The organism is Rhizobium sp. M1, assembly GCF_002531805.1.
Taxonomy (GTDB): Bacteria; Pseudomonadota; Alphaproteobacteria; order Rhizobiales; family Rhizobiaceae; genus Rhizobium; species Rhizobium etli_C.
In genome coordinates, this window is the sequence record NZ_NWSW01000020.1 from 103,168 (window position 1) to 123,583 (window position 20,416).

The window sequence follows — 20,416 nt, forward strand, 5'->3', positions numbered from 1 at the left end:
CGCAGCTGTGAGCCACCGGACCCAACTTTCGAAAAATCGGCGGCAAACGATTCAAAAGATTCGTCAAACGCGACCGTTCACTCGTCAGCGTAAGACGGCGTCCATTCCAGGCCTCATCAAACGGCCGGGCTCGGCTGCGCTGCCCGCGCGCCGCGCAGCAGCGCCGTCAGCATCAGCACGAAGGTCAGCGACAAGGCGGCGAGAGCGGCAGCGGCGAAAAGCGCCGGGCCGGTGCCGGCGCGGTCGAGGATGGCGGTGAAGACGACCGGGGCGATCGCATTGGCCAGGTTCTGCGGCAGCGACAGGCGGGCCGATTGCAGGCCGAATTCGCGCGGCGAAAACACTGCCAGCGGCAGAAGCGCGCGGGCGACGGCCATGACGCCGGAGCCGAAGCCGTAAAGCAGGACGAAGGTGACGAGCAGCGGCGTCGACGGACCGGCGGCCAGCATCATCAGGAAACTCATCAGCATCAGGCCGATGCCCATGGCGGCGCTGAGGACGGGGTTGCCGCGCCGGCCGAGCAGCATATCGAGGAAGCGCGCCGAGATGCCGAGCACGCCGCGGGCCGAGCCGAGCTGCAGCGCGAAGGCTGGCGTGGCGCCGGACTGGCGGAAGATCTCGAGCAGCGAGGGCGAGATGCCGAAGGTGACGAAGGTGGTAAGGGTCGTCGCCGCGGCGATCAGCAGGAAGGCCTTGCGTTGTGCCGCCTTCGACAGCGGCACCGGGGCGATGTCGGCTGTGGCGCCGTCGACATGGCTTGCGATCGGCTTCGGCAGGGCGAAAAGATGCAGCGGCAGGCAGACAAAGAATTGCAGGCCTGCGCAGATGAGGAAGGTGAGGCGCCAGCCGACGGCTTGGTTGAGCAGGCTGAGGATCGGCCAGAAGATGGCGCTCGAAAGCCCGGTGAACAGCATCAATATGGCGATGACCCGCTTGCCGTTCATCCCTTCACGCTCGACGACAGCGGTATAGGCCGGCGCCGACAGGCCGAGCGCGCCGCCGACGCCGATCACGATCCAGGCGGCGGCGTAGAGAATGACGCCGTTGGCGGCGGCAAGCAGACAGAGGCCGAGGGCAAAGGTGAGGGAAGCCGCCGAAAGCACCGGGGCGGCGCCGTAACGGCCAAGCCAGCGGCCGGTCGCCGGGCCGACGATGGCGCTGACCAACATCATGATCGTCAGACCGGCAAACGCCACCTCGTTCGCCATGCCGAGATCGGGCGCCACGATCCGGCCCATCACTCCGAGCATGTCGAAGGTCGTACCCCAGCCGATCAGCTGGGTGATGGCGAGCACGAAGACCGTCTGCGCCGAGCGGAAGCGGAGGGAGTTTGGCATTGGTGCTGAAATAGCCTGAATGCGGGAGCCGCAAGGACATAACAGTTTCGATCGGTCGGTAAAAGCTGCGATTGCAATTCCCGGCAGCCCGCCGCGCGCCGGCTTGACCCGAGCGTCCCCGCCCAGCCCGCCGTCTGTGCCTTGGCCGAAGACCTTTTATCCATGTGCAGAAGGCCGCCGAAGGCCGCTGCGGCATCGGTTTTCAGCAGCTGAAACCGGGTGTCACCAACAGTCGAGAACGGTTCTAAACACCCTGTATTACAGCGCATTCATTTGCCATTCAGGTCACGTGAGTACATAGTCGCAGCAAGTTGGAACTACCCTTGAAAGCATAACACATGGCCTTTCCTCTGAGCGTCGCAGTAGTGGCCGCCGGGCTGGTGGTATCGGCGCCCTCATCGGACGGCGCGGGCACCCTCGTCCTGCGCGTGGCAGGCGATTGCAGCGCCGCCGCAGCCCAGGTCGTCGAGCAGACGGGCGGCCAGCTCCTATCCGTGCAACCGGTGGGCGATAGTTGCATCATCACCGTTCTGGTGTCGGGCAACGGCCAACGTCCGCGCAAGGTGACGGTAAAGGTTCCGATGTAGGCGGAATCGGTCTATTCAGAACATGATCGATTTGAAGCGGACGAAGGCGGACCGATGCGCATCCTGGTAATCGAAGACGACGTCAACCTGAACCGGCAGCTGACTGACACGCTGAAAGAAGCGGGCTATGTCGTCGACCAGGCGTTCGACGGCGAGGAGGGTCATTTCCTCGGCGATACCGAACCCTATGACGCCATCATCCTCGATATCGGCCTGCCGGAGATGGACGGCGTCACCGTGCTCGAAAAATGGCGCGGCGCCGGCCGCGGCGTGCCGGTTTTGATCCTGACGGCGCGCGACCGCTGGAGCGACAAGGTCGCCGGCATCGACGCCGGCGCCGACGACTACGTCACCAAGCCTTTCCATGTCGAGGAAGTTCTGGCGCGCATTCGGGCGCTGATCCGGCGCGCTGCCGGGCATGCCTCCTCCGAGATCGTCTGCGGGCCGGTGCGGCTCGACACCAAATCCTCCAAGGCGACGGTCAACGGCACGGCGCTGAAACTGACCTCGCACGAATATCGCCTGCTCGCCTATCTCATGCATCACATGGGCGAGGTCGTCTCGCGCACCGAGCTGGTCGAGCACATGTACGATCAGGATTTCGACCGCGATTCCAACACGATTGAGGTCTTTGTCGGCCGTCTGCGCAAGAAGATGGGTGTCGACCTGATCGAAACGGTGCGCGGTCTCGGCTACCGCATCCAAGCGCCGAAACATGCGAATTAAGTCGCTCACCGCACGTGTGCTGCTGCTGACCACGGTCTGGTCGACGGTGGCGCTGGTGGTGATCGGCCTGCTGATCTCGACGCTCTATCGCAAGAGCGCCGAACGCGGCTTCCAGGATCTCTTGCGGGCGCAGCTCTATAACGTCATCAATTCGGTGACGATCGGCGATCAGGGAGCGTTGAGCGGCAGTCCGCAGCTCGGCGACCTGCGTTTTGCCCAGCCGAAGACCGGTTGGTACTGGGTGGTGGAGCCGCTCGGCACCTATACGACAGCGCCGCTGGTCTCGCCCTCGCTCGGCTCGGCGCTCATTCCGGTTCCCTCCGTCGTCGAGGCGCCCTTCGACAAGAATTACGAGCGTTATTACCAGGTGACGGACGCCTCCGGGAACCGGGTGCAGGTCGCCGAAACCGAAGTGGTGCTCGATACCGACGGGCGTGCGGCGCGCTTCCGCGTCACCGGCAATGTCGACGTCGTCGAGGACGATGTGCGCACCTTCTCCCATAGTCTTTATCTGGCGCTTGCCGGCTTCGGCGTCGGCAGCCTGATCGTCAATGCGCTGGCGATTCTCTACGGCCTGAAGCCGCTCGACAAGGCGCGCGCCGCCCTGGAGCGCATCCGCGCCGGCGAGAGCGAGCAGCTGAAGGGCGATTTCCCGCGCGAAATCCTGCCGCTCGCCAACGAGGTGAACGCGCTGATCGACAGCAACCGCCGTATCGTCGAGCGGGCGCGCATGCAGGTCGGCAATCTCGCCCATTCGCTGAAGACGCCGATCGCCGTTCTTCTCAATGAGGCGCGTGTCCTCGAAAAATCCCATGGCGAATTGGTCCGCAGCCAGGCGGAATCGATGCAGGGGCAGGTGCAGTCCTATCTCAACCGGGCCCGCATCGCCGCGCAGCGCGAATCCGTGCTCGCCCGCACCGATGCCGAGCCGGCGCTCGAACGGCTGGTGCGCGTCATGCGCCGCCTGAATGTCGACACCGAATTCGATCTCGTCGTCTCGCCGCCGCATCTGGCCGTCGCCATGGAACAGCAGGATCTCGAGGAGACGGTCGGCAATCTCCTGGAAAATGCGGCGCGATTCGCCAAGAGCAAGGTCCGGCTTTCGGCCGTTGAGGCCCGCGAGGACGTCAAGGGCGCAGAGGCGAGCGCGCGCCGTCATTGGGTGGAGCTCGCCGTCGAGGACGACGGGCCGGGATTGGAGCCCGACCAGATCCGCGAGGCGCTGAAACGCGGCCGCAGGCTCGATGAAAGCAAGCCCGGAACCGGGCTCGGCCTGTCGATCGTCACCGAGATTTCCAACGAGTACCAGGGGCGCCTCGAGCTGTCCCGTGGTGAATGGGGCGGGCTGAAGGCGAAGCTTATCCTGCCCGGCGTCACAAAGGATGTTGCATGACCAACTGCTTGATGTCACAAGGATAGTGGCAAATGTATAGCATGCTTTGCCTTAATGCTGACACGGGGACGCTGCACTTCGATCGGCTGAAATTGACCTCTGATCGTGGTTCGACGCAATGATTCTACGCTCGCAAGGCATGATCGTTTCCATTCTGCTTCTCGCCGTCGCGCTCACCGGCTGCACGACGACGAAAAGCGCTGCTTCGCGCGGCATTTTTTCCAGCAAACCCTCGGCATCGGCCGCCTTCATCACCGCGCTGCAGGGCGGCATCGTCGGCCGCAGCGGCGTCAGCTTGAGCGACAGCGACAAGCAAAGGGCGCTCGAGGCGGAATACCGGGCGCTGGAAGGGGCAGCCGCCGGCCAGCCCGTGGTCTGGAGCGGCAAGGAGGTCACCGGCAAGGTGGTGGCGGCAGCGCCCTATCAGGTCGGCTCGCAGAATTGCCGGCAATATACCCATACGCTGACGGTCGACGGCAAGGACAGCGTGGCGCGAGGCGCTGCTTGCCGCAACGACGACGGCAGCTGGTCGCCGCTCGGTTAAGGTCTGATGCATGTCGCCCGGAAGTGTGCGGCGGTTCCCGGACAACGACAGGCATAAAAACAAAGAGCGAAAGCGGGTCGGATGCATTAAATTGGATGCGACGCGCTTTAAGCCGGCTGAATTGCGGCGAATAGCCTCAAATCTTCGTCATTCCGGCTTTGGCAGTTGGAATGGGCGCGCGCTTCACGTATTTGGGCCGCTATGCTGTTCTGGATTCTCGTTGCCGTTCTGACGGCAGCCGTCGCCGTCATTCTGCTTTACCCCCTTCTGCGTGGCGCGAAGGCGGCGGAGAACAGCCGCGCCGGCGAGGCGGCGGTCTATCGCGACCAGCTGCGCGAACTCGACCGCGATCTTGCCGGCGGGCTGATCACACCGGAAGAGGCCGATTACGCCAGGGCCGAAATCGGCCGGCGGCTGATCGCCGTTGCTGCCGGTGAACCGGAGACGACGCCGAAACCCGCACGATCTCACCGTGTCAGTGAAGCCTTCGTTCTCCTGATCCTGCCGGTGCTCGGGCTCTGTCTTTATTTGACGACGGGCAGGCCGGATCTGCCCGCGCAGCCGCTGGAGGCGCGGCTGGAAAACCCCGGCAATGACGTGGCGGTGCTGATTGCCAAGGCGGAACGGCACCTGGCCGAGAATCCCGATGACGGCAAGGGCTGGGATGTGCTGGCGCCGATCTATGTCCGCACGATGCGGGTCAATGATGCTGTGGTCGCCTATCGCAACGCGATCCGGCTTCTCGGCCCGAGCCCGATCCGGCTCGACGGGCTTGCCGAGACGCTGATGGCGGTCTCCGACGGCGTGGTGACGGAGGAGGCGCGTCAGACGCTGGAACAGTCGCTGACGCTGGAACCCGACAATCCGCGTGCCCGCTTCTATGTCGCGCTCAGCATGGAGCAGGCGGGACGGACCGAAGAGGCGCGCCGAGCCTTCGAAGCGCTGGCGCAGCAATCGCCTGCCGATGCGCCCTGGTTGCCGCTGGTCAATGAACATATCGCCAAGAACGGCGGCGCGGCTGCCCAGCCTTCGGCGCCTGGCGGACCGACGTCGGAAGACGTGGCGGCGGCCGAAAACATGAGCGCCGGCGATCGCCAGCAGATGATCCGCGGCATGGTCGAAAGCCTCGACGCCAAGCTGAGCGCCGAGCCCAACAACTTCGACGGATGGATGCGGCTCGTCCGCTCCTACACCGTATTGAACGATAAGGATCGCGCAGCCGACGCCCTGAAGCGCGGGCTTGCGGCCTTTCCGCCGGCGGGTGAACAGGGCCGGCAATTGCTGGCGCTTGCCAGGGAACTTGGCATAGCCACGGAAGGAATGACGCAATGACGCGCAAGCAGAAGCGCCTTGCGGTGATCGCGGGCGGGATGGGTTTCATCCTTGCGGCGGTGCTGTTGGTGATGTTCGCCTTCAGCCAGTCGGTGGCCTATTTCTACATGCCGGCGGATCTGGCCAAGACCCCGGTGGCGCCGGAGACCCGCATCCGGCTCGGCGGGCTGGTGGGCGCCGGCAGCGTCGTGCGCGGCGCCGGCTCGACGGTGGAATTTGCCGTCACCGACGGCAGCGCCAATGCGGTCAAGGTCCAATATACCGGCATCCTTCCGGATCTGTTCCGCGAGGGCCAGGGTGTGGTCACCGAGGGCGTGTTCAGCGCCGGCGGCAACGTCTTTGTCGCCGACACCGTGCTCGCCAAGCATGACGAGACCTATATGCCGAAGGAGGTCGCCGATAAGCTGAAGGCGCAGGGCCTGTGGCAGGAGGGCCAAGGGGGACAAGGACAGGGGCAGGAGGCGAAGGCGACGCCATGATCATCGAGATCGGCCATTACGCCCTGGTGCTGGCGCTGGCGACGGCGCTGATCGTCTCGATCGTGCCTGTGATCGGCGCCCGCCGCCATGACCGGGCGATGATGGATGTCGCGACCTCCGGCTCGCTGGCGATGTTTGCGCTGACCGTCTTTGCCTTCGCCGTCTTGACCTATGCCCATGTCGTCTCCGACTTCTCGGTCGAGAATGTCTGGGAGAACTCGCATTCGCTGGTGCCGCTGATCTACAAATATTCCGGCGTCTGGGGCAATCACGAGGGATCGATGCTGCTCTGGCTGCTGATCCTGGTGTTGTTCAGCGCGCTGGTCGCCGTCTTCGGCCGCAATCTGCCGGAGACGCTGAAGGCCAATGTGCTGGCCGTCCAGGCCTGGATTTCGCTCGCCTTCACGCTGTTCATCCTTCTGACCTCCAATCCTTTCCTGCGGCTCGATCCGGCCCCGGCCGAGGGCCGCGATCTCAATCCGGTGCTGCAGGATGTCGGTCTGGCCATCCACCCGCCGCTGCTCTATCTCGGCTATGTCGGCTTTTCCGTCTGCTTCTCCTTTGCCGTTGCCGCTCTCCTGGAAGGCCGGATCGATGCCGCCTGGGCGCGCTGGGTGCGGCCCTGGACGCTGGCCGCCTGGACCTGTCTGACATTAGGCATCGCCATGGGCTCCTACTGGGCCTATTACGAGCTCGGCTGGGGCGGCTGGTGGTTCTGGGATCCGGTGGAAAACGCCTCGTTCATGCCCTGGCTGGCCGGCACCGCGCTGCTGCATTCGGCGCTGGTCATGGAAAAGCGCGAGGCGCTGAAGATCTGGACGGTGCTGCTCGCCATCCTGACCTTCTCGCTGTCGCTGATGGGCACCTTCCTGGTGCGCTCCGGGGTGCTGACCTCGGTGCATGCCTTTGCCAGCGATCCCTCCCGCGGCGTCTTCATCCTTTGCATCCTGTTGTTCTTCATCGGCGGAGCGCTGTCGCTGTTTGCCCTGCGGGCGCCGAAGCTTGCGGCCGGCGGGCTGTTTGCGCCGATCTCGCGCGAGGCGGCGCTGGTTCTCAACAATCTGATCCTGACGGTCGCCTGCGGCACGGTCCTGACCGGCACGCTTTATCCGCTGCTCTTGGAGACGCTGACCGGCGACAAGATCTCCGTCGGGCCGCCCTTCTTCAACCTGACCTTCAGCCTGCTGATGGCGCCGCTGCTCGTCATCGTGCCGTTCGGGCCGCTGCTTTCCTGGAAGCGCGGCGATCTGCTCGGCGCCCTGCAGCGGCTCTATCTTGTCGCTGCTCTCGCCTTCGCCGCCGCCGTCATCCTGTTCTACATCGAGCATGGCGGGCCGGTGCTCTCCGTGCTCGGGCTGGCGGCCGGGCTGTTCCTGATCCTCGGCGCCATTGCCGATCTCTGGTATCGCGCCGGCATCGGCAAGGTCGCCGGAAGCATCGCCTGGCGCCGGCTGACCGGCCTGCCGCGCTCGGCCTTCGGCACCGCCCTTGCCCATGCCGGGCTCGGCGTCAGCGTGCTCGGCATCGTCGCCGTCACCACCTTCCAGAGCGAACATGTCGTCGAGATGAAACCGGGCCAGGTGGTCGAGGCCGGCGGCTACAGCCTTGAGTTCGACGGCATGCGGCCGGCAAGGGGACCGAACTATAGCGAGGAGCGCGGCCACTTCACCATCCGGCGCGCCGGGGTAGCGGTCGCCGACACCTGGTCGGCCAAACGCCTCTATACCGCCCGGCAGATGCCGACGACCGAGGCCGGCATCCTGACTTTCGGTCTCAGCCAGCTCTATGTCTCGCTGGGCGACGCCACCACCGACGGCGGCATCGTCGTGCGCATCTGGTGGAAGCCGTTCATCCTGTGCATCTGGGGCGGCGCCCTGATCATGGCCGCCGGCGGTCTCGTCTCGCTCTCCGACCGCCGCCTGCGCGTCGGCGCCCCGCGCCGCAAGGCTAAGGCGAAGCCGGTGGCTCCCGCGATGGAGCCGGCGGAATGACGGGCTCACGACCTCCCTCATTCCTGTGCTGGTCACAGGAATCCAGCGCGCCCAAGTCCTTGGGCGCAGGAGACTCGTTGAGTGGCGGTATGGATTCATTCACGGCGCCGACGCGCCGTGGCTGGATTCCTGTGACGAGCACAGGAATGAGGGGAGGAGAGGTTCGGCGCATCTCGCAGAGGTCGCCTTTTCTCTCCCGTCTCCTCGTCATCCTGTTCATCCTCTTCGCACCCCTGTCCGCCTTCGCCGTCAATCCCGACGAAGTTCTAACCGATCCCGCACTCGAGGCGCGCGCCCGCACTCTTTCGGCTGAACTGCGCTGCATGGTCTGCCAGAACCAGTCGATCGACGATTCCAATGCCGAGCTGGCGAAAGATCTGCGCCTGCTCGTGCGCGAGCGCATCAAGGACGGTGACAGCGACGAGGAAGTGCTGGACTACATCGTCTCGCGCTACGGCGAATTCGTGCTGCTGAAGCCGCGGTTCAATCCGAAGACAGTGCTGCTCTGGGGCGCGCCGGTGCTGCTGGTGCTCGCCGGCGGGCTGTCACTGCTGGTCTTTGCGCGCCGGAGGGCCGGCAAGCCGACGGGAAGCAAGCTGACGGCGGAAGAACAGGCGAGGCTGAACGAGCTTCTAAAGAAATAACAACCCGTCGAGCCGGGATGAATATTTCCGCATCCTTTGGACACCCCAGGGAAACGCCGGGCGCAGTAACCGCCAGAAACATTCCAAACATTACCAATTTTTCATTGGCCGGACAGTTCGCAGTAAGGTGCGCTATCCTATATCTTGATGCATCGACTGATCCGGCCTTGCCGGTCTGAAGGTTTAAGAACAAGAGAAGGTGCACCAATGCTGAAGAATTTCAACGGACGTCCGTCCCTCGCCACTGTGCTCAAGGCTTCTACCGTCGCCGGTATCGCAGCCGCTGTGCTCGCAACCGGCGTTCCGCTCGAAATCACCCGGTCTTATGCCGAAGCCGTCAAAGTTCAGGCGCCTGCCGTTCCGAGCTTCGCCAATGTCGTCGATGCCGTTTCGCCCGCCGTCGTGTCCGTTCGCGTCGAAAACCGCGTCAATCCCGTCGCCGACAACAATGACGGCTTCTCCTTCGATTTCAATGGCCGCGGCTTTGACGACCTGCCTGATGATCACCCGCTGAAGCGCTTCTTCCGCCAGTTCGGCCAGGATCCGAACGACCAGCAGGGCGGCCATCAGCGGCGCTTCGGCCAGAACGGCCCCGGTGGCCCGGGCGGCCCGAATGGTCCCGGCAAGGGCCGTCTGCGTCCGGTCGCTCAGGGCTCCGGCTTCTTCATCTCCGAGGACGGCTACATCGTCACCAACAACCACGTCGTTTCCGACGGGCAGGCCTTCGTCGCCGTTATGAATGACGGCACCGAACTCGATGCCAAGTTGATCGGCCGGGATCCGCGCACCGACCTCGCTGTGCTGAAGGTCGACGGCAAGGGTAAGAAGTTCACCTACGTCAACTGGGCCGACGACAATAACGTCCGCGTCGGCGACTGGGTCGTCGCCGTGGGCAATCCCTTCGGTCTCGGCGGCACGGTCACGGCCGGCATCGTCTCGGCCCGCGGCCGCGATATCGGCTCCGGCCCCTATGATGATTACCTGCAGGTGGATGCGGCCGTGAACCGCGGCAACTCAGGCGGTCCCACCTTCAACCTCAGCGGCGAAGTCGTCGGCATCAACACCGCGATCTTCTCGCCGTCCGGCGGCAGCGTCGGCATCGCCTTCGCCATTCCCGCCTCGACCGCCAGGGATGTCGTCGCCGATCTGATGAAGGACGGCCAGGTTTCGCGCGGCTGGCTCGGTGTCCAGATCCAGCCGGTGACCAAGGATATCGCCGAATCCATCGGCCTTTCCGAGCCGAGCGGCGCCCTCGTCGTCGCCCCGCAGGCCGGATCGCCGGGCGACAAGGCCGGCATGAAGGCCGGCGACGTCGTCACCGCCCTGAACGGTGAAACGATCAAGGATGCGCGTGACCTCAGCCGCCGCATCGGCGCGATGCAGCCTGGCAGCAAGGTCGAGCTTTCGGTCTGGCGCGCCGGCAAAGCGCAGTCCCTGACCGTCGAACTCGGCACGCTGCCGGCCGACCAGAAGGATGCGTCCGCCGATGACAACACCCAGCCGCAGCAGCCCGAGGCGCCGGCGTCTGAAAAGGCGCTCGCCGATCTCGGCCTGACGGTCGGTCCTTCCGATGACGGCAAGGGCCTGGCGATAACAGGTATCGACCCGGACTCCGACGCCGCCGACAAGGGCATCAAGGAGGGCGAGAAGATCACCTCGGTCAACAACCAGGAAGTCTCCACCCCTGCCGATGTCGTCAAGGTGCTGAACCAGGCCAAGAAGGACGGCCGTACCCGGGCGCTCTTCCAGATTCAGTCGGGCGAAGGAAGCCGTTTCGTCGCTCTGCCGATCAACGGCCAGGGCTGATCCCCGAAAACCGTGAGCCGTGCGGAGCAAACTCCGCACGGCTCGATTGTTCTGATTTTTGAAGGGTGATCGCGATGAGCGCCGCTCCGCAGCCAGATGCTTTGAGCCTTGCCGAAACGCAGCCGGTGGGTAATGTCGGCCGCATGAAGATTCTCATCATCGAAGATGATCTCGAAGCCGCGGCCTACCTCACGAAAGCCTTTCGCGAGGCGGGCATTGTCGCCGACCACGCCAGCGACGGCGAGAGCGGCCTGTTCATGGGATCGGAAAATACCTATGACGTCATCGTCATCGACCGCATGCTGCCGCGCCGCGACGGTCTTTCCGTTATCAGCGAGCTGCGCCGCAAGGGCATCCATACGCCGGTGCTCATCCTCTCCGCGCTTGGCCAGGTCGATGACCGGGTGACCGGCCTTCGCGCCGGCGGCGACGATTACCTGCCGAAGCCTTATGCCTTCAGCGAATTGCTGGCGCGTGTCGAGGTGCTCGGCCGCCGCAAAGGCACGCCGGAGCAGGACGTCGTCTATCGCGTCGGTGATCTCGAACTCGACCGCCTCTCCCACGAGGTGCGCCGCGGCGGCAAGGAAATCCCGCTGCAGCCGCGCGAATTCCGCCTGCTCGAATATCTGATGAAGAATGCCGGCCAGGTGGTGACCCGCACCATGCTGCTCGAAAACGTCTGGGACTACCACTTCGACCCGCAGACAAACGTCATCGACGTCCATGTCTCGCGCCTGCGCTCGAAGATCGAGAAGGACTTCAGCCAGCCGCTCCTGAAAACCATCCGGGGCGCGGGGTATATGATCAAGGACGAGGGATGAGCCGCTTCAGGGTTCTCTTCAAGTCCACCCCAGTCCGCCTTTCGGCACTCTACATCCTGCTTTTCGCCATCTGCGCCGCGACCCTCGTCTTCTATGTGACGGCGATGTCGGAACGGCTGCTGACCGGCCAGATCCGCGATGCCGTCAAGCAGGAGGTGGAGCAGGTGCAGCGCGCCTATGACACCGGCGGCATGAACCTTCTGCTGCGCACGATGGAGCGGCGCGCCCGCCAGCCGGGCGCCAATCTCTATATCATCGCCGGCCCCTCGGGCGATATTCTCGCCGGCAATGTCGCCTCGGTGCAGCCGGGTGTTTTCGAGGAGGTCGGCTGGACCTCCGCCCCCTTCGCCTATCAGCGCTATACCGACGGCGGCGGTGTCGAGCGCCGCCATCGGGCGATCGCCAATATCTTCGTGCTCGACAACGGCTTGCGGATCCTGATCGGCCGCGACCTCGGCGATCCCGAACGTTTCCGCCTGCTGGTGCGTCAGGCGTTGATGGTGGCGCTGGCGATCATGGGGCTCGGCGCGATCATCATCTGGTTCGCCATTGGCCGCAATGCGCTGAAGCGCATCGACCGCATGTCGGATGCGAGCAAGAAGATCATGGCCGGCGACCTGTCGCAGCGTCTGCCGGTCGGCGGCTCCGGCGATGAGTTCGACCGGCTTTCGATGTCATTGAATACCATGCTGGAGCGCATCGAGAAGCTGAATGAAGGCCTGCGGCAGGTCTCCGACAACATCGCCCACGATCTCAAGACGCCGCTGACGCGGCTGCGCAACAAGGCGGCCGATGCGCTCGACATGAGCGATGTCGATGCGCGGCGCGTCGCCCTCGAAGGCATCATTTCCGAATCCGACCAACTGATCCGCACCTTCAACGCGCTGCTGATGATCTCCCGCGTCGAGGCAGGCTCGGTCGCCGCCGAGATGTCGTCGGTCGAGCTGTCGGCCATCGTTTCCGACAGCGCCGAGCTTTACGAGCCGGCGGCGGAAGAGGCCGGGCTTGGCTTGAGCGCCAACGTCGAACCCGGGATCGAGGTGCAGGGAAATCGCGAGCTGATCGGCCAGGCGATCTTCAATCTGCTCGACAATGCCATCAAATATTCTTCCGATACGGAAGGGGCGGGTGAGGTGTCGCTGAGGCTTGCCCGCCGCCCGGACGGCGTCTGCCTGTCGGTGGCCGACCACGGGCCGGGCGTACCGGCCGATCGGCGCGACGACGTAGTGAAGCGCTTCGTCCGCCTCGACGAAAGCCGCTCGAAACCGGGCACCGGACTCGGACTTTCACTGGTGGAAGCGGTGATGGAACTGCACAACGGCCGGCTGGAACTCTCCGATACCAATCCCGACAAGCCGGAACAGCGCGGACTGACCGTCAGCATGATCTTCCCGGCCAAGGCTGCCTGAACGGCGCCTGCGCAAACACGATCGGTTGAATCGCGTATTGGCGGTTTGGCGCCGAGACCCTAGTTTAATCCCGATCGAGGAGGCGGGGCCGTGATTCTGGCGCCCGTTTCCTCCGCTCCAAAGCCAGGGAGAGCCTATGCTGACGAAATCGACGCATGGCCTCAAGGACGTCGCCGAAGGGCTGCTGCGTCCATTGAGCCAGACGGAGTTGAAGCTGGCGCTGAGCGACCTTCAGCAGGCCGGCAAAAGCGAGCCGTCGGTCGCTGCGATGCTGAAGAGCGAAGGGCCACTGCGCGATTTCATCTCCGCCGTGCTGACGCTCTCGCCCTACCTGCGCGAAATCGTCAATCTCGACCCGGCCATTCTCGCCGGCGCCATCACGCAACCACTGGAGCCGCAGATCGAAGCGCTGATCGCCGAGGCGCGGGACTGCTGGCGGCCGGACGGGGAAGGGGTCGCGCCGGCGGAATCGGCGGTGATGAGCAGACTGCGCATCATCAAGCGCAAGGCCGCCTTCCTCGTCGCACTCGCCGATCTCTCGCGCATCGTCGATGGCCGGGCCACGACCGCCTGGCTGAGCGAGCTCGCCGAAGCCTCTGTCGCCGCTGCAATCGACCATCTGCTGCTCTCCGCGCATGAGAGCGGAAAGGTCAGGCTGCGGGATCCGGCGAAGCCGAGCGAGGGCTCGGGGCTGATCGTGCTCGGCATGGGCAAACTCGGCGCCTGCGAGCTCAACTATTCCTCCGATATCGACCTCGTCGTCTTCTTCGACGAACAGGCCGGCATCGTGCCCGACCCCGATGACGCCATCGAGGTGTTCCCGAGGATGATGCGCCGGCTGGTGCGCATCCTGCAGGAGCGCACGGCGGATGGTTACGTCTTCCGCAGCGATTTGCGATTGCGGCCCGATCCCGGTTCGACGCCGCTGGCAATTCCCGTCGACGCGGCGATGATCTATTACGAGGGCAGGGGCCAGAATTGGGAGCGGGCGGCCTTCATCAAGGCGCGCGCCGTGGCCGGCGACCTCGTGGCCGGCGGCGAGTTTTTGCGCGGGCTGTCGCCTTTCGTCTTCCGCAAATATCTCGATTACGCGGCGATCGCCGATATCCATTCGATCAAGCGGCAGATCCACGCGCATAAGGGTCACGGCGCCATCGCGGTCAAGGGCCATAATGTCAAGCTCGGGCGCGGCGGCATCCGTGAAATCGAATTCTTCGTCCAGACGCAGCAGCTGATCGCCGGCGGCCGCATGCCGGCGTTGCGCGGCCGGTCGACGGAGGAGACGCTCGGCGAGCTCACCAAGGCGAAATGGATCGATGCGCAGACGCGCGACGAACTGACGGAGGCCTACTGGTTCCTGCGTGACGTCGAGCATCGCATCCAGATGGTGCGCGACGAGCAGACCCACCTTCTGCCGGAGACCGACGCCGACCTCAAGCGCATCGCCTTCATGATGGGCTTTTCCGACACGCCGAGTTTTTCCGAACGGCTGGTCGGCGTGCTGAAGACGGTGGAGCGGCGGTATGCCCGCCTCTTCGAGCAGGAGAGCAGGCTTTCCGCCGAAACCGGAAACCTCGTCTTCACCGGCCAGGGCGATGACCCTGATACGCTCAAGACCTTGAAGAAGCTCGGTTTCACCAGGCCGTCCGACATTTCCCGCATCATCCGCACCTGGCATTACGGCCGCTACCGCGCGACGCAATCGGTGGAGGCGCGTGAGAGACTGACGGAGCTGGCGCCGGAGCTCCTGCGCGTCTTCGGCGAAAGCAAGCGCGCCGACGAGGCGCTGCTGCGTTTCGACAGTTTCATCTCCGGCCTTCCCGCCGGCATTCAGCTCTTCTCGCTGCTCGGCAGCAATCCGGCGCTCCTGTCGCTGATCGTCAACATCATGTCCTCAGCACCCCGGCTGGCCGAGGTGATCGCCGCCAAGCCGCATGTCTTCGACGGCATGCTCGATCCAGGCCTGATGGCTGAGCTGCCAACGCGCGACTATCTCGGCGAACGCCTGAAGGGCTCACTCGTCCAGGCGCGCCATTATGAGGAGGTGCTCGACCGGCTGCGCATCTTCGCCGCCGAACAGCGCTTCCTGATCGGCATCCGCCTGCTCACCGGCGCCATCAACGGGGCAATGGCCGCTCGCGCCTTCACCCATCTCGCCGATCTCGTCATCGCAGCCGCGCTCGACGCCGTGATCGGCGAAATGCGGGCGGCACACGGCAACTATCCCGGCGGGCGCATCGCCATATCAGGCATGGGCAAGCTCGGCAGCTTCGAGCTGACAGCGGGTTCCGATATCGATCTGATCCTGCTCTATGATTATGACGACGCCGCCTCCGAATCCGACGGGCCGAAGCCGCTCGACGCGACGCGCTACTTCACCCGCATCACCCAGAGGCTGATCGCCGCCTTGTCGGCGCCGACCGCCGAAGGCGTGCTCTATGAGGTCGACATGCGGCTGCGTCCCTCCGGCAACAAGGGGCCGGTCGCCACCCGCATCAATGCCTTCGGCAAGTATCAGCGCGAGGAGGCCTGGACCTGGGAGCATATGGCGCTCAGCCGCGCCCGGCTGATCTCTGGCGATGACAGCCTGATCGCCGAAGCGGAGCATATCATCCGCGAGGTGCTGTCGGCCGGTCGCGACATCGCCAAGGTGGCGCATGACGTCGCCGAGATGCGCGAACTGATCGAAACGGAAAAGCCGCCTTCCGGCCCGTGGGACCTGAAGCTGATCCCCGGCGGCGTCGTCGATCTCGAATTCATCGCCCAGTATCTGGCGCTGATCGCTCCCACCAAAGGCGTCGGCATCCCCGTCAATGGACTGAGCACCGGCGAGGCCCTGAAGCTGCTCGGCGACCGGCTGCTGGCCGCGGACGATCTCGCCACCTGTCTCGAAGCCTTCGCACTCTATACCAGCCTGTCGCAATTGATTCGTCTCTGCATCGACGGTGAGTTCGATCCGAACGACGCCCCTGCCGGCCTCATCGAACTCGTCTGCCGTGCCGGCGACTGCCCCGATATCAGGACGCTGGAGGGGGAAGTGAAACGGCTCTCGAAGGCGGTTCGGAAGATTTTTCTGTCTCTAGTGAAGAGCTGATGGGCATCGACCTTCGATCGAAATCCTATCCATTCTTGGAGCTCTTATCCATTTTGCGCAACCAACTCTTCGCCGTCCCCGGAAATGTAGGAGTTTGTTTAGCTTCACAGATTTTTAATCGGCGCGACGCAATCCCTCACTGGTTTGGTCAAGATTATCCCGCTTTAGTTGCATATAAACAGGTATACGATGAAAAATATTGAAGAGCAGATCAAGCCTTGGAGCGATGCACAAAAGCGGGTGGGAACCGAAGTTAGGGATCTTGTTCAAAAAAATCTGCGCCACGTCCTGACTTGCGCATATCGCTCGGTCGATCCGAATTTCAAAGAGCTTTCCGAAGCGCTGTTTCAACAGGAACTGCGCAAGTTCAACCGTATCGCTACCGGCGATCTCTCCGAGCAATATTTTACCGAACAGGCGGCGATTGCCCAAAATATCGCGCAGATGGTCGAATATCCCGCCTACCTGTCGGGCTACGCAATTTATGCAGCGGAACTCGTGATTACGCTCGTCGAAGCATCAAAATGGAAAACCGCCGCCAAACGCCGGGAACTCCTTCGCAGCCTTCTGAATTCGATCTTTGTTGATGTTTCCGTTGCGATGCATCATTTCTTTGCGGAAATTTCCGCAACGGCGGAAAGAGAGCGCAACGAATTCGATCGCCGGCTCAAGGAAAGCGAAGCCGAAGCCGACCGGGTCTCCATGGCCAACCTCAGCGACGCGCTCACCGCACTTGCCAACCGAGATCTGAGTTATCGGATCGAGGCTGAGTTTCCCGCAAAGAGCAAGGCCGCCAAGACCAACTTCAATGGTGCGACCGAAGCTTTGCTGGATGCCATGCTGCGCATCAGCGCGACAGCCGAAGCAATTCGCACCGGCACCGAGGAAATTGCCACGGCATCGGATGACCTCTCCCAGCGCACCGAGCGGCAGGCGAGTTCGCTCGAAAAGACGGCGGCGGCCGTCGAGGAAATTACCACGACCGTCCAACGCACTTCGCAGGATGCAAAGCGGGCGAACGAGGTCGCATCCGGCGCCAAAGCCGATGTCGATCGATCCGGCGAAATTATGAGTCAGGCCGAACAGGCCATGAGTGAAATCGCCAGAAGCTCAGGGGAAATCAATCAGATCATCGCAGTTATCGATGAAATTGCTTTCCAGACCAATTTGCTGGCGCTCAATGCCGGCGTCGAAGCGGCGCGTGCCGGCGATGCGGGAAAAGGCTTCGCGGTTGTCGCGTCCGAAGTGCGTGCACTCGCACAGCGTTCGGCGGAAGCCGCCAAGGAAATTCGCGGCCTTATCGCGGCAAGTTCGCAGCAGGTGAAGCGCGGGGTCGAGCTGGTGGAAAGTACCAGCCAGACGCTCGGAACCATTGTCAGCAAGGTCAACGAGATTGACGGTTTGATAGGCGCAATCGCCACCTCCGCGCAGGAACAGGCTGCCGGCCTGACCGAGGTCAACGCGGCAATCGTGCAAATGGATCAGGTTACGCAGCAGAATTCGGCGATGGTCGAAGAAACAACAACCGCGGCGTCCGATCTTCGAGCCAAGACGCGGCACCTCGCCGACCTGGTGAATAACTTCAAACTTGCCGCCGACCCCGTTCGTTCACGGTCCATCATTCGCGGTAACATCGCCGCTTGATGCTACGATATGCCCTGCAGCGCTGCGCTCCGTTTCAGGGGCGCAGCGGGCGCTATATCACGTCGAATTCCTGCGCAGCCAGATCACGGTCCGCATAGCTTCGCGGAGCGGATCTTCATGCGGCCGCCGTGCAGCGAGGGTCAGCGAGCTGTCACCGACCAGCAAATCATAGACGATCGTCACGATCCTGTGGCGTCGGAATAATCCGCGGCTGGCCATCATCATCCGGCGTTACAATGACCGCCTTAGTCGAAATTAAACGTCGTCCGGAATGCGCAGCGAGATCACCGTGCCCACCGCTTCGCGCGAGCGGATCTTCATGCGGCCGCCATGCAGCGCGGTCAGCGAGCGCGAGATGGCAAGCCCGAGGCCGGAGCCGCCCTTGCTCTTGGCGTATTGGCTCTGCACCTGTTCGAACGGCTGGCCGATCTTCGACAGCGCCGAGCGCGGGATGCCGATGCCGGTATCGGCGATGGTGACGGTGACGGCGCCGTCGACGCGCCGTGTGCGCACCGCGATGCGGCCGCCATTGTCGGTGAACTTGACCGCATTGGAGAGCAGGTTGAGCAGCACCTGTTTCATCGCCCGGCGGTCGGCCGTCAGCGTCAGGCCGGAGGAGATGCGCTGGTCGATGACGATGTTCTTTTCGGCCGCCGGAATGGCGGTGAAGCGCAGGCTTTCCTCGATCAGCGGCACGAGGTCGATGCGCTCGCAATGCAGCCTGAGATGGCCGGCCTCGATCTTCGACATGTCGAGGATATCGTTGATGACGTTGAGCAGATGTTTGCCGCTGTCATGGATATCACGGGCATATTCGTCGTATTTCAGCGAGCCGAGCGGTCCGAACATCTGGTTCTGCAGGATTTCCGAAAAGCCGAGAATGGCGTTCAGCGGCGTGCGCAGCTCATGCGACATGTTGGCGAGGAATTCCGACTTCGCCTTGTTGGCGGCCTCGGCGCGTTCCTTCTCCGCCTGGTAGTTGGCGTTGGCGGTCGAAAGCTCGGCCTTCTGGATCTCCAGCGTCTGGCGCGAGGCCGAAAGATCGCCGATCGTCGCCATCAGCCGGCGTTCGGATTCGCGCAGCCGCTCCTGATGGCGTTTCATCAGCGTGATGTCGGTTCCGACCGACACCCTGCCGCCGTCGCGGGTGCGCCGCTCGTTGATCTGCAGCCAGCGCTCGTCGGCCAGCTGCACCTCCGTCGTGCGCGAATAGCCGGAGCCGTCGGCATCGGCGATCCGCCGCTCGATGACCGGGCGGGCGGCGGCGGCATTGACGATCGAGCGTTCGGTGCCGGGCACCAGCACGCTGTCCGGCAGCCCGTAAGCCTGCTGGAAATGCGTGTTGCACATGACCAGCCGGTCGTTCTTGTCCCAGAGCACGAAGGCTTCCGAGGTGCATTCGATGGCGTCGGCCAAGCGCTGATCGGCTTCCGCATAGCGCTGGGCGAGTCGGTGCTGTTCGGTCACGTCCATGGCGATGCCGATCAGGTGCATGCGGCCGGAATTGCTGCGGATCACCTGGGCGCGCGCCCGCATCCAGACATAGTGGCCGCCGGCATGGCGCATGCGGAAGATCTGGTCGACCTGGCCGGAATGGCCCTTGGCGATGGCGCGGGCGATCTCATAGAGGCCACCGTCGTCGGGATGCATCAGCCGCGCGGCTTCGCCGAAGCCCATCGTCTTGTCGGAGCCCGGCAGGCCGAGCATGTCGTACATCGAGCGCGACCAGAAGAATTCGCGGTTCTCGAAATCGAAGTCCCAAAGGCCGCAGCGGCCGCGCGACAGCGCCGTCTCGACGCGCAGGTTCGATTCCAGGAAAATGTCGTCGGCGTCGCGGGCCCGCTTCACCTGCGTGTAATAGGCATAGAGGATGACGAGCAGGATCGAGGAGATGCCGGCAAACAGCGTGACGTTGAGCGCCAGCTGCTCGCGCCAGAGCCGGCCGACCTCCTCGAGCGAGGTGGCGGCGACGACGTAGCCGCCAGCATTGCCCATCAGCGTGATCTCGGCATAGTGCGGCACGCCGCCGATCGTCGTTTCGATGACGCCGGCCCGATCGCCGAAACGCCGGATCGCCGAGACTTCCGGGAAGAAATCGCCGACATTGCTGCCGACATGCGAAAGCCCGGCGGTCGTTGCGGCAAAAACCTTGCCGCTGGCTTGCACCAGCAGCACGAAAGCGCCGTTGTCCAGCCGGTCCTGCGGCAGGTACCTGGCAAGCCGGGCCTGTGCCTCGGTGATATCGCCGCTGTCAAAAATGTCGGCCGCATCGGCAAATACGGCCGAGGCCGTTGCCGCCGAAAGCGCGGTGGCATGGCGGGCGGAAGCCTCCAGCCGGCTGTATTCGCTCATCATGCCGAAGAAATGCGAGGCGGCGACGACGGAGAGGAAGGCGATGATCAGCGCCGGAATGGCGCGCTTCAAGATCAGCTCCGCCTTCGGCAGATGACGCAGGAGCGGCTCCGATGTCGAGTGACCGGATAGGCTGTCTCGCCAGGCTTTCAGCCCGTCAAAATCGACACGCAGCCGTCCTCCGGCCACGGTTGCCCGCCGCACGTCCATCATCTCTTCGCCTGTCCCTCGTGTGATTCGCGCGCCGCTCGCTCGAA

Annotated in this window: 15 protein-coding genes; 13 read left to right on the plus strand and 2 right to left on the minus strand. The window is 63.8% G+C overall.

The window, feature by feature from the left end:
- Positions 1–116: 116 nt before the first annotated feature.
- Positions 117–1,337: an MFS transporter gene (locus tag CO655_RS20580; protein ID WP_097666240.1), complete on the minus strand. Its 1,221-nt coding sequence runs from the start codon at positions 1,335–1,337 to the stop codon at positions 117–119.
- Between the two features lie 338 nt (positions 1,338–1,675).
- Here CO655_RS20580 and CO655_RS20585 point away from each other — a divergent pair, with 338 nt between their 5' ends.
- The 13 genes from CO655_RS20585 to CO655_RS20650 all read left to right on the plus strand — a co-directional run bounded on the left by CO655_RS20585 (position 1,676) and on the right by CO655_RS20650 (position 17,807).
- On the plus strand, positions 1,676–1,924 hold the full coding sequence (locus CO655_RS20585) for a hypothetical protein (protein ID WP_010029158.1): 249 nt from the start codon (positions 1,676–1,678) through the stop codon (positions 1,922–1,924).
- Between the two features lie 54 nt (positions 1,925–1,978).
- A complete protein-coding gene (locus CO655_RS20590) occupies positions 1,979–2,650 on the plus strand; it encodes a response regulator transcription factor (protein WP_097608442.1) in 672 nt (223 codons plus the stop codon).
- Positions 2,640–4,043 carry a HAMP domain-containing sensor histidine kinase gene (locus tag CO655_RS20595; protein WP_097608441.1) on the plus strand — a complete coding sequence of 468 codons (1,404 nt, stop codon included), beginning with the start codon at positions 2,640–2,642 and terminating at the stop codon, positions 4,041–4,043. The genes CO655_RS20590 and CO655_RS20595 overlap by 11 nt, the downstream gene beginning before the upstream one ends.
- Before the next feature lie 118 nt (positions 4,044–4,161).
- Positions 4,162–4,587, plus strand: a complete 426-nt coding sequence (locus tag CO655_RS20600; RefSeq protein ID WP_097608440.1) for a hypothetical protein — start codon at positions 4,162–4,164, stop codon at positions 4,585–4,587.
- A 201-nt stretch (positions 4,588–4,788) separates the two neighbouring features.
- Positions 4,789–5,919 (plus strand): c-type cytochrome biogenesis protein CcmI, encoded by a 1,131-nt coding sequence (gene ccmI, locus CO655_RS20605; RefSeq protein WP_097666242.1) that lies wholly within the window; start codon positions 4,789–4,791, stop codon positions 5,917–5,919.
- Positions 5,916–6,398, plus strand: a complete 483-nt coding sequence (ccmE, locus tag CO655_RS20610) for a cytochrome c maturation protein CcmE (RefSeq protein WP_097666244.1) — start codon at positions 5,916–5,918, stop codon at positions 6,396–6,398. The genes ccmI and ccmE overlap by 4 nt, the downstream gene beginning before the upstream one ends.
- Positions 6,395–8,389, plus strand: a complete 1,995-nt coding sequence (locus CO655_RS20615; protein ID WP_097666246.1) for a heme lyase CcmF/NrfE family subunit — start codon at positions 6,395–6,397, stop codon at positions 8,387–8,389. The genes ccmE and CO655_RS20615 overlap by 4 nt, the downstream gene beginning before the upstream one ends.
- A 146-nt stretch (positions 8,390–8,535) precedes the next feature.
- A complete protein-coding gene (locus CO655_RS20625; protein ID WP_097609051.1) occupies positions 8,536–9,033 on the plus strand; it encodes a cytochrome c-type biogenesis protein in 498 nt (165 codons plus the stop codon).
- A 207-nt stretch (positions 9,034–9,240) separates the two neighbouring features.
- Positions 9,241–10,839: a Do family serine endopeptidase gene (locus CO655_RS20630; RefSeq protein ID WP_097609050.1), complete on the plus strand. Its 1,599-nt coding sequence runs from the start codon at positions 9,241–9,243 to the stop codon at positions 10,837–10,839.
- A gap of 74 nt (positions 10,840–10,913) precedes the next feature.
- Positions 10,914–11,660 carry a response regulator transcription factor gene (locus tag CO655_RS20635; RefSeq protein WP_097666250.1) on the plus strand — a complete coding sequence of 249 codons (747 nt, stop codon included), beginning with the start codon at positions 10,914–10,916 and terminating at the stop codon, positions 11,658–11,660.
- Entirely contained in the window at positions 11,657–13,069 is a 1,413-nt protein-coding gene (locus CO655_RS20640; RefSeq protein WP_097666251.1) for a HAMP domain-containing sensor histidine kinase, read from the plus strand. The genes CO655_RS20635 and CO655_RS20640 overlap by 4 nt, the downstream gene beginning before the upstream one ends.
- Before the next feature lie 136 nt (positions 13,070–13,205).
- A complete protein-coding gene (locus CO655_RS20645; protein ID WP_097666253.1) occupies positions 13,206–16,163 on the plus strand; it encodes a bifunctional [glutamine synthetase] adenylyltransferase/[glutamine synthetase]-adenylyl-L-tyrosine phosphorylase in 2,958 nt (985 codons plus the stop codon).
- Between the two features lie 189 nt (positions 16,164–16,352).
- A complete protein-coding gene (locus tag CO655_RS20650) occupies positions 16,353–17,807 on the plus strand; it encodes a methyl-accepting chemotaxis protein (RefSeq protein WP_210201025.1) in 1,455 nt (484 codons plus the stop codon).
- A 255-nt stretch (positions 17,808–18,062) separates the two neighbouring features.
- On the opposite strand, the gene CO655_RS20655 is transcribed toward CO655_RS20650, so the two are convergent.
- Entirely contained in the window at positions 18,063–20,372 is a 2,310-nt protein-coding gene (locus CO655_RS20655; RefSeq protein ID WP_097609047.1) for a PAS domain-containing sensor histidine kinase, read from the minus strand.
- Between the last annotated feature and the right edge of the window lie 44 nt (positions 20,373–20,416).

What these genes read in the sequence shown, in the direction of transcription:
- CO655_RS20580 (WP_097666240.1), bottom strand. Translation starts at nt 1,337, where the DNA reads ATGCCAAACTCCCTCCGCTTCCGCTCGGCGCAGACGGTCTTCGTGCTC.
- CO655_RS20585 (WP_010029158.1), top strand. Translation starts at nt 1,676, where the DNA reads ATGGCCTTTCCTCTGAGCGTCGCAGTAGTGGCCGCCGGGCTGGTGGTA.
- CO655_RS20590 (WP_097608442.1), top strand. Translation starts at nt 1,979, where the DNA reads ATGCGCATCCTGGTAATCGAAGACGACGTCAACCTGAACCGGCAGCTG.
- CO655_RS20595 (WP_097608441.1), top strand. Translation starts at nt 2,640, where the DNA reads ATGCGAATTAAGTCGCTCACCGCACGTGTGCTGCTGCTGACCACGGTC.
- CO655_RS20600 (WP_097608440.1), top strand. Translation starts at nt 4,162, where the DNA reads ATGATTCTACGCTCGCAAGGCATGATCGTTTCCATTCTGCTTCTCGCC.
- ccmI (WP_097666242.1), top strand. Translation starts at nt 4,789, where the DNA reads ATGCTGTTCTGGATTCTCGTTGCCGTTCTGACGGCAGCCGTCGCCGTC.
- ccmE (WP_097666244.1), top strand. Translation starts at nt 5,916, where the DNA reads ATGACGCGCAAGCAGAAGCGCCTTGCGGTGATCGCGGGCGGGATGGGT.
- CO655_RS20615 (WP_097666246.1), top strand. Translation starts at nt 6,395, where the DNA reads ATGATCATCGAGATCGGCCATTACGCCCTGGTGCTGGCGCTGGCGACG.
- CO655_RS20625 (WP_097609051.1), top strand. Translation starts at nt 8,536, where the DNA reads ATGAGGGGAGGAGAGGTTCGGCGCATCTCGCAGAGGTCGCCTTTTCTC.
- CO655_RS20630 (WP_097609050.1), top strand. Translation starts at nt 9,241, where the DNA reads ATGCTGAAGAATTTCAACGGACGTCCGTCCCTCGCCACTGTGCTCAAG.
- CO655_RS20635 (WP_097666250.1), top strand. Translation starts at nt 10,914, where the DNA reads ATGAGCGCCGCTCCGCAGCCAGATGCTTTGAGCCTTGCCGAAACGCAG.
- CO655_RS20640 (WP_097666251.1), top strand. Translation starts at nt 11,657, where the DNA reads ATGAGCCGCTTCAGGGTTCTCTTCAAGTCCACCCCAGTCCGCCTTTCG.
- CO655_RS20645 (WP_097666253.1), top strand. Translation starts at nt 13,206, where the DNA reads ATGCTGACGAAATCGACGCATGGCCTCAAGGACGTCGCCGAAGGGCTG.
- CO655_RS20650 (WP_210201025.1), top strand. Translation starts at nt 16,353, where the DNA reads ATGAAAAATATTGAAGAGCAGATCAAGCCTTGGAGCGATGCACAAAAG.
- CO655_RS20655 (WP_097609047.1), bottom strand. Translation starts at nt 20,372, where the DNA reads ATGATGGACGTGCGGCGGGCAACCGTGGCCGGAGGACGGCTGCGTGTC.